This window comes from Bacteroidetes bacterium SB0662_bin_6, assembly GCA_009839485.1.
Classification (GTDB): Bacteria; Bacteroidota; Rhodothermia; order Rhodothermales; family VXPQ01; genus VXPQ01.
Window position 1 is genome coordinate 15,768 of record VXPQ01000042.1, and the last position, 11,483, is coordinate 27,250.

Here is an 11,483-nt window from a genome sequence, read left to right on the forward strand (position 1 = left end):
GGGGCTTAGTCTTCCCACTCGGTCAACGCCCCCGGCTCCACATCGATCGCGAAATCCGGCCTGAACAGCCCGCTCTCCGGAGCTTCGCCCGGATAGCCCGTCGGGTTGCCGATCACCAGCGTATTGACGACCACGGCCCGGTAGGCGTCGTGGACGTGCCCGCTGATCCAGACCTGTGCGTCGATGTCCTCGACCAGGTCCTCGCGGTCGTTGACGAAATAGCTGTTCATCCCATCGCCCTTGAACCGGGGCGCGATGGCGTCGCGCGTGGGCGGCCAGTGCGTGATGACCACGTCCACGAGATCGGCCTCTTCGCGCAGCAGTCGGGTCTGGCGCGCGTGCTCTTCGAGATGCCGTGCGAGGGTCCAGCGCCCGAAGTCGTCGAATTTCGGATTGAAATCGTTGATCGCACCTTCGACGAACTTGAGGTACCAGGAATCGCGCCGGCCGTACAGGTTCGAGTACCACGGCGCGCCCCAGAACCGCACGCCGGATATCGTCACGCTTTCGGCGACCAGGTAATGCAGGTCCGGATACTGCTCCGCCTTGTGCTTCCAGGCGTCGTCGGTGTGTTCGCGAGTCTGCCAGGAGTAATACTCGTGGTTGCCGGGCACGTAAATCACAGGCGAGCGCAGGAGTTCCTGCTCGATGAACGACCAGGCCTTCATGTGCGTGCCGATGTCGCCGGCGAGCACCAGCACGTCGCGGTCTTCGACCGGAACGAAATCGTGGAGTTCCGGCTCGTAATGCGGGCGCATCTCCAGATGCAAATCGGAGGCGATCTGAATTTTCATGACTGCGGCTCCCCTCGGGGGCGCGCGATTCTACAGATCCGGCGAGGCGATTGCACCCGGGAATTGCGTGCAAACGGGCACATTTCGAATATGGGCGCGTAATAAGGCCATTCGCACCCTAATCGCGCCAGTTGCACCACCCTAGATCATGGCGCGCGGGGTTGGCACCGTTGATTTCCACATAGCGCTCGCGCAGCAGTTCGAGCCGGTCGTTTTCCCAAGCGTCCTCGTCATCGGGCAAGACTGTTACGGGGTTCTCCTGATCGGGCGGCAACGGCCAGGGCCACTGCGTCCAGCGGCCGGAATGCGAGTGATGCACGCTGCGGCCGCCGAACCGGCCCGCGTGCGGATTGCGGGCGAATGCGCACAGCAAATCGACCGTATCGCGGGTCAGCCCGATCTCGCGGGACGGCACCAGCAGCAGAAGCGGTCCCGGACGCACACGGATCATCTCGACGGAATGATCGATGTCGGCCTTGCGGTCATAAGGCCAGCGCTGCGGAACCAGTTCATCATCAACGAACGCGACCGGCTGGTCGGGCGCGATCCATTGCAGCACGGCGTCGAGCTTGCCCCAGGGGAGTTCGCCGCGGCCCGTCAGGTCGGTCTCATCCGACGGATCGGACGACGGGAGATAGAGCCACTTGGCGGCATCTCGAACTCCGGCGCCCGCGGCAAACGTTGCGCAGTTTCGACGCCAGGAGGAAACCCAGGCCACGTGGGTGAACGCGTGTGCCAGCTCCGCCAGCCACTTCGGCAACGCGGGATGAAAGTGGACCGCGGGATGCGAGGGCAGCGCCACGAAACCCGGGTGGGGAGCCCGCGAATGAAACCGTAGGTTTCGCCCGAAAGGGGCACACACGCCGTCAATGTCAAGGCAAAGGACACTGCCTTGGGGGAGCGGTTTGTTGGAAGGACGCGGGGACTTTCTGGGACGGCGGAACAAGCGCGTATTTTATTCCCGGGTCGGGATTGGCTCTGGGCCTGTCATGCCTGGCCGCGCCTATGACGTGCGGCTTCGGAGCCCGTTGCCTCGTCAGGAGGGCTTTAGGTCCTCAAGCTCGTCCCCATCGAGGTAAAGAGGCCTACACTCGACCGGATATTCATAGCCTTGCCAGGGATTCTCGATGTATCCCTTATGCGGAATAGGCAAGCGTTCGTCCGGCCAAAAGACCTCACCCCGCTTGGCGACCCACACCTGCCAGAAGACGCGGTGCGGTTCAACAAGAAAAATATCATCAGGCGGCGCCAGGCACTCCTCCAGCAACGCGGGCAGGTGCTTGCAAATGTGTGCGTCAAAGGCAAATGGCGGCTCGATGACTTCCAGAATCAATACGGTCCTGACATCGTCGGCCTGCTCCTTGGTCTGAGCGAGTTTTGGACATTTCCTGTCAAACGCATTGCGGAATTCGTTGAGGAACGGACCCTCCCGGTCCTCCGGAGAGTCAATGAATACATCGAAGGTGCCGGGCTTTCGTGGGGGCACAACCCCATCGTTGGACCGGGAGATTACGAATTCGCACTTCCAGCCGCCTGGCTGTCCAATGATCTCGTCCATTTTGTAGAAATGGCCCGGCGACCTGGGCCGATAAGCAGCGCGTCCATGCAGGACCTCCACATTCTGTTCGATCCATTCGCGAAGGCTCTCCAGCCGGTCCTTGCCCTTCCTGCCTCGCCCCGGCGGGTGCATGTCCAAAGGGATGTAGAGATGGTAGAACGCCGGGCCCGGCAACGGGTCGGGGAACCACTGCATGACACAGTCCCTGACGGTTTGCCAATGCGTCGAAAGATCGATGCGGTTCCTGAAAGGCTGGACCCGAGTGTGCTCGAGCGCGTATTCCTGACCGCCCACCTGCACGAACAGATCGACACACCCGCGTCCACCGTTTTTCTCCGGGTCTCGAACGCCAGTCCTTCTCGCACCGCTGGCTCTCTCGATCTGCCGGATAACGGCGTCGCAGCACTTGCCCTCTCTTTTCGGTATTCGCATTTCCGCACTATTCTGCAGGTGATAGATATGTTCTGAGGACAAGAGCGAAAGGTCTTGGAATCACTTGCAAAGCTGTTACGGGAAGCATGTTCAGGTCTTGCTCATATTCGACGTGGTATCCATCGTGACAACCGCACTAATAACAGCGCCTAGCGCACGTTGAAGCCGAGCTCCGTATTTGTTCCGCTCCATCAAGCCCAAGCACTGTATGTACCACAGTGACCTATCTTCGGAGATAAGCAGAGAACCGAACTGGCGAAATCGAAGAAGGCAATGACAAAGGTAACTGCAGTGCCGTAGGTTGTCGACCGGTAGGAAAAGGCAGCGCCAAAATCGAAGTCGCAGACCGCGAGAACGATGACGCGCAGCGCGAGTTATCGCTGCATTACAATGCAGCCGGCCGACAAACTCTCGAAACGGATCTTGAGCAGCGGGCGGTACTGCAAGCTTGTCGTTAGACCGGAATTCCAGTTCCGTGGCCAATGCAAGAGGATTCGTCAACAGATAACCACCGGTTGATATGGTCCCTACAGAATGAGAAGTCTTGGTGCTTCGCTTGTAAGCGAGATGGGTCAAAAGTAATGGTGATTGATTTCAGGAAACTGGCAAGCGCAACAGACGGTGAAATCGTCACTGAGCCAAGAAAGGTATTTGCCACTCTTCCGAAGAAAGACGCTAAATTCCAGTTCTTGCATGACGTGCAAGCCGATGTATTGGATCAGTGGTTCCAGCGCCGCGACGAAAAAGACACAGTAATCAAGATGAATACCGGCAGCGGCAAGACACTAGTCGCCTTGCTGGCCCTGCAAAGTTCACTGAATGAGTCGATCGGTCCCGCCGTATACATTGCACCAAACAATTTCCTGGTTCAGCAGGTTATTGAGGAGGCTAGAGCCTTGGGAATTTCGGCGGTGCGCGATGAGAACACCCTCGATTTCCATGCCGGCCGGGCAATTCTGATCGTCAATGTTCACAAACTGTTCAACGGCCGGTCAGTGTTCGGGGTTGGCGACCAAGGCGTGCGTATTCCCATAGGCAGCATAGTCATCGACGATGCGCACGCTTGCCTGGCAACAATTCGGGACCAATTTACCGCGCAGCTTCGATCTAGCCACGAGGCTTACAAGCAATTGCTGGCGGTCGTCAGACCCGCTCTAGAGCAACAATCTCGAAAGAAGCTGCTGGACGTGGAGTCTGAAGACCCGCAGACCGCAATGCTGGTGCCATTTTGGTCATGGCAGGAACACCAAGCACAAATTACAGAAATATTGCATGAGCATCGGTTCAGTGACGAACTCAAGTTCACTTGGCCGCTAATTGGCGATGTGCTCGAAGACTGCCGATGCGCTATTGGCGCCGGCAAACTTGAAATTGCGCCTACTTGCCTACCGATCGATCTTGTTCCTAGTTTCGATCAAGCGAAGCGCAGGGTTCATACGACGGCGACATTGGCCGACGACAGCGTGCTCGTAACGGAGTTCGCGGCGAATCCCGAGTCCGTATCGAAGCCAATCACTCCAAAGAGCGCCAGCGATATCGGAGACAGAATGATTCTGGCTCCGCAGGAGATTATTCCTACGATCACGCAGGAAGACGTTAAAAAGTTTGTCACGGCTCTGGCCGAAGACCATAACGTTGTCGTGATCGTGCCCTCCCAAAGCAGATCGGAGTTTTGGCGGGACGCGGCAGATCAAATCCTGATATCTGATGCGATTTTCGACGGAGTCCAGCGGCTACAGAAGAATGAGCATGTTGGATTAACTGTCCTGGTGAATCGCTACGATGGAATTGATCTGCCAGGTGACGCTTGCCGACTGCTGGTTCTCGACGGCATCCCGCACGTCAGTAATCTCCTGGACAAATTGGATGCAATTTCCCTCTACGATACCGACGTCGAAAAAGCACGCATCGTACACAAGATCGAACAAGGCATGGGGCGCGGTATTCGATCGAATGATGACTACTGCGTGGTTTTCTTGATGGGGCCGCATCTCGCGGCACGACTCCAGGATCCCTCAGCAAGAAACGAATTCACTCCGGGCACGCTTGCTCAATTCAATCTCTCCCAAGAAGTCGCGGCGCAGATGAAGAATGCGACACTGGAAGATTTGCAAGAAACAATAGACCATTGCCTTGACCAGGATGAAAAATGGGTCTCAGCAAGCAAGCGTGCTGTCGTGAGTTGTGTCTACGAAGACGATATTCAATTGGATGAGTTAGCGATACGCCAAAGAGAGGCTTCTGACTGCTTGCGCACGCAGCAATTCAAAGAGGCGCAAAATGCGATGCAGTCGGCGGTGGATGAATGCCAGGATCCCACAATAAAGGGATGGCTTATGGCGCAAATGGCGCAGATCGCAAATCGGATTGATCCCGTTCAAGCACAACACATTCTCCGCTCCGCACTGCAACTCAACAAAGCGATTACGCGTCCACTAGAGGGAATTGCTTATTCCAGAATCTCCGATTTGCGAATTAGCCAATCGGCGGCGTCGGCAGAGTATTTTCAACAGAATTACTCTAACGGAAGCGAGTTGCTGGTCGCACTGAACGCTGTAATAGCTGACCTCAGATTCGCGCCTGATTCCGCGAAACGATTTGAACAAGCACTAAAGATTGCCGGACAAATCCTAGGCTTTCAATCACAGCGGCCGGAGGCAGATTACGGTGCCGGCCCCGACAATCTCTGGGCCATTGGAGAACAAAAATTCCTGGTAATCGAATGCAAGAATGAAGCCGTGGGCGACACGATATCCAAGCGCTATGCCGACCAGCTATCCGGTTCGTTGAATTGGTTTCGTCAGAAGTATGGTGAGTCAGGCAGCGCCTATCCGATTCTCATTCATCCCAGCCGAAAGTTCAGCAGCGACGCATCGCCCGCAGCCAGTGCACGCATTATGGAAAAGCGAAAGCTGAGAGCGTTCGCAACAGCTTTAAGTGGATTCGTCAAGGCCATGGGCTCAAGCGATTCATTCCGCTCGCCCGATAAGATCAGGGAATCGTTGAATTACCACGAGCTAAACGGCAACAATATTGTCGAAAAATATACTTTGGCCTTCAAAAAGGAAAGGTAGGAAACGACCATTCCCACAAATCCGAGCATTATTGGATATCGATGGAACGGTCAGACGAAGCTCAAACCCCTACAGCTGTTCGCAAGAAAAACGCCTTTTCTGCAGAAAATCAGGCTTCTTTGACACCGGAATCGCGCAAATTCCTCGGGCCACTTGAAGCTCATGCAATTCTGCAGTCGGCACCGTGTGAGCGTTCCCCTGGGTCCAAGCCGCCACTTTGATCGTTCGAATTCTTGGCTTCCAATTCCTAGTTGGCGGGGCAAGGTACCGCATCTTCGTAAAAGATCATCTCCGTGGAATCGCAGTTTTCGAGCACGCTATCGATTGCCTCGGCCTCGTCTTCGTCAATGGTCAGTCCGTATTTCAGACGTACTTCAATGATTCGAGCAACAAACCAGCACTGGTTGCGCGGAGGAAGCCATTCGGCGGCATCGAGGGCACACTTGCCCCCTATATTGTTGCAGCGATTGCATGCCGGGGCTGCAAGAGTGAGATTCAGCAGATCCTTGGCAAATTCTTTGCGAGTTGCTTTGTCTGCCCCGCACAATCCGCTGTCATGCGCCTCGGCTTTGCCAACGATGTGTTCGATGTCGGTCTCGAATCGGCTGCCAAACGTGCGACCAGAATAGGGGCCGTAGATACGCCCGCCCATGCTTGCAATGATCCTGGGTTCGACCGATTGGGGATGATCGTAGTCGTCCTTGACATAGGGACTGCATCTGTACTCATCCATGACGGTTAGCTCGCGCCACGACTCGTTGGTATCTTGGGCGCTCAATGGCAACATCAAGTTTAATGACGCCAGCACGAAGACAATCTTTTCTTTGTACATTCTTGTTCTCCTCCAAGACCTTCGATTACGTCCTCTTTCGGTAAGTTGAGTTGAATCCAAAACGTCGGCACCTCACGCTTTGGGCACTCAGAAACTAGTCTTCTTAAGGCGGATTGTCCTTTACAAATTGCTGCCACTTCTTTTGACTTTTCCTGCGTTCCCTCCACTCCTGCCAGACGACGAGAATCATACCGATCGTAACGCCCGTAATAATGGCTTCAAGTATACGAAACCAAAAGCTATCCATGCCTTCTGTTATTCAATCTTCCCAAGCACTCGGAACTACCATACTGCATCATATTGTGTTCTTGTGAAGCCTTAACAGATTCAACGCAAAACCGTGTCTCACGTAAAGGCCTTACTCAACGAATGTCATACTCGGGTCTCGTCTTATTGGTTTTCTGTCGGTTCCTATCGGCTTCCTGGCGCGCTCCTAGGGGGCCGGGTCCTTCCGGTTGGACTCTTCCTCGAAATCGAGAGAAGTCCCATTAAAGGTAAAGCCTCCATCTTTGCAAAACTCCTCCACATAGCGCCGAAGGCTCGGAATCGGACAGTCATAGCGATCGTTCCCGAAATCCTGGATGAGTCCCTGATATATCAGGAACGCGAACGCCCGCATGGCGGCGGCCCGCCGGAGAAATCCCGAACTCTCATAGCGCCGGGGTAATGCGGATCCCTTCCGCCAGGATATTCCGGTAAAACGAAGGGCGCGGATGTTTCTCCGGTCGCAGCAGGTCGCCCTCCCAAAGCACAACCGGCGCAACGCTAATACCGGTCTCGTCAAAGCTGGCGATATCGGCATCCGTCAGCACTCGGGTCAATCGCAAGGCTTCGCTGCCGGCGTTTTCCCCAGGCGGTTCTCCCGCCAGCACAATTGCCAGGTCCACATCGCTGTCCGCGCGAAAATCGTCGCGTGCGTGGCTGCCGAAAAGGATAAGGCGGGAGACCGGCGGGAACCGTAACTTCGCGAGATGCTGAATATAGTTACCAAGACCACGCCGCGCCTTTGGCGGCAGGCGCGTGTCGTCGGTGGAGCGCGCTACCTTGGCCACTAATTCGGTTTCAGGCAACGCCTGCAACCATAGCGTTGCGGCTGCCGGGACCGGCAAGTGGTCAGCGTTTTTCATGGATAGACATACGTTGGTCAGGCGGCAGCCACACTCTTAGCTGGCAATCTCATGTTTGCTATCGCCTTGGGAAGCGGAATCGGGAAATCCCTTCCGCAGTACTTCGCCACAATGCTGGTTCAGCAATGCCTCAAGTTGCTTTCGCCGGTCCGACTGTCCACTGACAAGCGCAAGCAATAAACCCCCTAACCCGAATCCAAAAGCAAAGAGACCGCCCAGCGCCAAACCCACATATCGCAGAAAACCCCGATCTTCGACCATCGGATACGCAATCAGGAAGGTCACCAAGCCCGCCACCAAGCCCACAGCCAATGGCGTACTTCCCGCATTGGCGCCGATGTGCTTAAGTATCGGGTCGGGGGCGGTATAGGTAAGAAAATACTCTCTTGTCGTGTGGTTCACGACTGCCACCGTGTAGTGGGAGCGGCCGTCGGTCACCATGACGGCTGAGACTTTGTGTCCTTTCCGCAACGGCACCTCGCGGCCGGTCCATTGGTACCAACGCTCACTGCCATCGGGAAGCTCAAGCCAAATCTTTTGATGGTCAACCGTAGTGGAACCGATAGAGCCGGTGGTTCCCACATATTTGCCCGTGAAACTCGATCTTTCCGAGTAAATGGATCCCGAAACGCGGGTTTCCGTTGACCCGCTTATTTCCAGCACGGCCCCCGACTCCGTGCGAATGTCCGGGACGACCCCGCCAATCTTTTGCGTATTGTCCGACACTTGTGTTCCCCTCCCTTTTCGCCATAGGGCCTGTCGGTCCGTGCGGCTTGGCCGCATGTATTCACATAAGCTGCTGCTCCCGGCCTGGAAGCTCAATCCCGCATCCGGATCTCTCTCCCATGGCCTACCGAATCCCGATTCCGCGCCACGTCAGCCATACGCCGCGCTCGCGCACTCCCGCCACGGGCCAGACGCGCCCGTCGACGCCAAGCGACCCGCTCAACCCCGACTGCCAAACGGCCTGAATCGAAAACTCATGCGGTCCCGCGCGCTTCACGACCGATGCGCCCACACGCGACTCCGCCAAGTCCGCCGACTCCCACAAGGAGCGGCCGTGCGTGGCGACGGTCCGCCAGTGGTCGGCCTGGACGTGCATGGAGAACCCGTGCGGCAACGCTTTCGCGTAGGCGGCGGTGACCGCCGCGGAAACCGTCGATGGCGCTCGGAACGCCCGGGAGCCGGTCAGCGACCCGACCGCTTCGGGTTGCGTCGCAATGCCGCCGCGAATCATCCAGCCGCCGCTCTGCCAGCCCACTGCAGCTCCGATTGCGCCTCCTCCGAACCCTCCGCTTGCGCCGGCGGCGGTCAGATCAACGCTCAGGGCGCCGCTCTGCCACAGCCTGCCGCCGTAAGCGCCCTGGGCGTAGCCTACGCCGTGATGCCGGGTACTCGCCTGTACGGGCCGCAGAGTCGATCTACCGCCAAACGCCAATGACGCAAGCGCGAAATTCTCCCTTGCGACAGGACGGGCAAACCCGTACCCGAAGTCGCGCCCGGTGTAATCGACGCCCGTGATCGAAGCGCCCGTCACAGGCCCCGCCAGGGGCCCGAAGATGCCGCCGGAGATCGCATCGCCGGTCACCGGATTCTGCAAACCCCCATTGGGGGTGAACAGGCAAGTGAGCGACAGGATTCCGTGCCCCCAGGTGGAATTGGTGGTAGATGTGAATTCGCGACCGTTGGAATAGGAAAACGTGCGCTCGGTGGACGTGTCGCCTTCTCGGGCGGGCATGTTCTCGGCGCAATCGAAAGCGAGGTTGCGCAAGTCCAGAATGTCCATGTCCGGCCACACCGCCCAGACCGTGTCGAGGGCAGCGGAGACTTGCGGAGTGGAGAACGAGGTGCCGGTCAGGATGCTCGTGGATCCGTCGTCCCCGGTGTACTCATAGGTAAAGGGCGCAAACAGGCACAGCGGATCCGCGGTGCCGCAGATCGAGCTTGCGGATGCGAGGCGAAATTCACCATCGTCGTTTTCAGCGTGTCCGCCGACCAGTATCCACAGCACGCTGTCCAGATTCTCCGGCTTTAGCGCTTCGGCGAGCGAGTCGAAGTACTCCGTGTTCGCGACATCCGGGTCTTCCGAGTAATCCACTACATGCGCCGTCGGCCTTCCGGCGCCATTTCCAAGCCCTGTGATCAGCATCACATCCGTGTCGGAAGCGTCCCCGTCATTGTCCAGGAACCGGAACCATTCCAGCGGATCCGTACCGAATTCCGGGCTTCGGTAGAAACTCGACGAAATCAGCAATCCGTGTGAGAGGTTCGCTTCATCCATCATACTTTGCAGGCTCTGAATGCTGGCGCCTTCCACGTAGCGGGCAATTTCGCGCACGCCGCACGCATTAAACGTCGCGTTCACCCGTGCGGCGTGCGAATCTTCGAGTGGCACGTCCAACTCGCCGGAGTCGCGCAACCAGACTCGCGAATCACCGATCTCCCTCCCGTCGTTCTTGAGCCACCCGCCCAGGGCTTCAAACCCCGGCGTCTCCGCCCGGCACGGGTTCGGGTCAAACGCCGCCAAGTCTGAAAGGCGCTCCTCGAAGGTCGGTTCGGGCGGCGGCGGTGGAGGCGCTACCGGCGCCGGCGGCGCGGGCGGATTGTCAGTGCCGCCGGAGGAACCGCATGCTGCAATAGCAAGCGTGGAAAAGATGAGAATGAGGGGGGAAAGGTATTTTTTCTGCATCCCGTCTACTTAAGGGCGGCCGCTCGGGATCTCAAACCCGGGCAAACGTTCTCCGGTTTCCAGCCAAATACCCGGGCAAGGCGCCGGGCCGTTTGTAACCGTGCAGTTGATGCCGTCCTCGCGTATTCGCCTGACCCGAGGGAGCGACCCCCAAGCGTTACCAGGTTGTTTTATTCGGCGAGCGACCCGACAGGGTGCTGCACGGTTACGTGACGAATACTACCACGCCGATCGTTCGCGCCTGATTGCGCCATCTATGCCAGCCAGCGCCATCTTCATACCAACATCGATGGATAGGGATACGGAATTGCCCTGGATGTATTCAGGCGTAAAACGGCATGCAAGGTGGAAACTTTGCCCCCAATCGATCTTCAAGACCTCTGTCCCAGAGACACGCCAACCTGATCGAGTAAGTGAACCTCGACAACAATTTCCTACCGTGCAGGCTCACCTCAATCTGGCGTTCCTGATGGACATGAGCCAGAGGAAAAAACGTCGGCACCTATGTCCCAATAACAGCTTTCGGCGTTCCACGAGCATGTGGTGGTTGTGGTGATATAGCAGTCCCACCCATTTTCGGGGGACAGTATGTGGTTCGTCTGACTCTCGCCGCAGCCGCTTGGCGGTGGCGATGCCGGGCACTGTTGGATAATGCAATTCCACCCGCAGCCCGCCGGTTCGAGTGTCCCGTCGCACGGAGGTGGATCCTCGGTAATATCCTCCACCGTGTAGATTGGACAGCCGCAGGAATCGTTGCCGCTTGTACCCAACGATTCACAGGCACCTACAGTTGGTGCATCCGGGCAGCCGTTGGACACATACGAATAGGTCGAACAACCGCACGAATCGGTGCCGTCCGCGGACCACGATCCGCAGGAATCACCGGCCGGCGCGCCAGGGCAGGCGTTCGCCTGGTAGCTGTAGGTCGGGCAGCCGCACGAATCGCTGCCGTCGGATACATACGATCCGCAGGAATC

Annotated in this window: 9 protein-coding genes and 1 pseudogene (1 of these 10 only partly in view); 2 read left to right on the forward strand and 8 right to left on the reverse strand. The window is 57.4% G+C overall.

All coding sequences use genetic code 11. From position 1 onward, the window contains the following. Nucleotides 1-5: 5 nt before the first annotated feature. The 3 genes from F4Y00_07765 to F4Y00_07775 all read right to left on the reverse strand — a co-directional run bounded on the left by F4Y00_07765 (nucleotide 6) and on the right by F4Y00_07775 (nucleotide 2,547). Nucleotides 6-794: a hypothetical protein gene (locus F4Y00_07765; protein MYE04850.1), complete on the reverse strand. Its 789-nt coding sequence runs from the start codon at nucleotides 792-794 to the stop codon at nucleotides 6-8. Nucleotides 795-912: 118 nt separating this feature from the next. Further along, a complete protein-coding gene (locus tag F4Y00_07770; GenBank protein MYE04851.1) occupies nucleotides 913-1,596 on the reverse strand; it encodes a hypothetical protein in 684 nt (227 codons plus the stop codon). 234 nt (nucleotides 1,597-1,830) lie between these two features. Further along, nucleotides 1,831-2,547: a hypothetical protein gene (locus tag F4Y00_07775; GenBank protein MYE04852.1), complete on the reverse strand. Its 717-nt coding sequence runs from the start codon at nucleotides 2,545-2,547 to the stop codon at nucleotides 1,831-1,833. A gap of 24 nt (nucleotides 2,548-2,571) precedes the next feature. Between F4Y00_07775 and F4Y00_07780 the strand changes: the two genes are divergently transcribed. Next, nucleotides 2,572-2,820 (forward strand): hypothetical protein, encoded by a 249-nt coding sequence (locus F4Y00_07780; GenBank protein MYE04853.1) that lies wholly within the window; start codon nucleotides 2,572-2,574, stop codon nucleotides 2,818-2,820. Between the two features lie 446 nt (nucleotides 2,821-3,266). After that, nucleotides 3,267-5,858, forward strand: coding sequence for a DEAD/DEAH box helicase (locus F4Y00_07785; protein ID MYE04854.1), 2,592 nt, complete (start codon nucleotides 3,267-3,269; stop codon nucleotides 5,856-5,858). 247 nt (nucleotides 5,859-6,105) lie between these two features. On the opposite strand, the gene F4Y00_07790 is transcribed toward F4Y00_07785, so the two are convergent. The 5 genes and pseudogenes from F4Y00_07790 to F4Y00_07810 form a co-directional block, all read right to left on the reverse strand. Then, nucleotides 6,106-6,690, reverse strand: a complete 585-nt coding sequence (locus F4Y00_07790; GenBank protein ID MYE04855.1) for an HNH endonuclease — start codon at nucleotides 6,688-6,690, stop codon at nucleotides 6,106-6,108. A 650-nt stretch (nucleotides 6,691-7,340) separates the two neighbouring features. Next, nucleotides 7,341-7,817, reverse strand: coding sequence for a nucleotidyltransferase domain-containing protein (locus F4Y00_07795; protein ID MYE04856.1), 477 nt, complete (start codon nucleotides 7,815-7,817; stop codon nucleotides 7,341-7,343). 36 nt (nucleotides 7,818-7,853) lie between these two features. Continuing rightward, nucleotides 7,854-8,543, reverse strand: a complete 690-nt coding sequence (locus F4Y00_07800; GenBank protein ID MYE04857.1) for a hypothetical protein — start codon at nucleotides 8,541-8,543, stop codon at nucleotides 7,854-7,856. A gap of 124 nt (nucleotides 8,544-8,667) precedes the next feature. Continuing rightward, on the reverse strand, nucleotides 8,668-10,506 hold the full coding sequence (locus F4Y00_07805) for a hypothetical protein (protein ID MYE04858.1): 1,839 nt from the start codon (nucleotides 10,504-10,506) through the stop codon (nucleotides 8,668-8,670). A gap of 784 nt (nucleotides 10,507-11,290) precedes the next feature. Further along, nucleotides 11,291-11,483: pseudogene (locus F4Y00_07810) on the reverse strand (hypothetical protein) (it continues 2,087 nt past the right edge of the window).

What these genes read in the sequence shown, in the direction of transcription:
- F4Y00_07805 (MYE04858.1), bottom strand. Translation starts at nt 10,506, where the DNA reads ATGCAGAAAAAATACCTTTCCCCCCTCATTCTCATCTTTTCCACGCTT.
- F4Y00_07785 (MYE04854.1), top strand. Translation starts at nt 3,267, where the DNA reads ATGCAAGAGGATTCGTCAACAGATAACCACCGGTTGATATGGTCCCTA.
- F4Y00_07765 (MYE04850.1), bottom strand. Translation starts at nt 794, where the DNA reads ATGAAAATTCAGATCGCCTCCGATTTGCATCTGGAGATGCGCCCGCAT.
- F4Y00_07790 (MYE04855.1), bottom strand. Translation starts at nt 6,690, where the DNA reads ATGTACAAAGAAAAGATTGTCTTCGTGCTGGCGTCATTAAACTTGATG.
- F4Y00_07780 (MYE04853.1), top strand. Translation starts at nt 2,572, where the DNA reads ATGCGTCGAAAGATCGATGCGGTTCCTGAAAGGCTGGACCCGAGTGTG.
- F4Y00_07795 (MYE04856.1), bottom strand. Translation starts at nt 7,817, where the DNA reads ATGAAAAACGCTGACCACTTGCCGGTCCCGGCAGCCGCAACGCTATGG.
- F4Y00_07775 (MYE04852.1), bottom strand. Translation starts at nt 2,547, where the DNA reads ATGCAGTGGTTCCCCGACCCGTTGCCGGGCCCGGCGTTCTACCATCTC.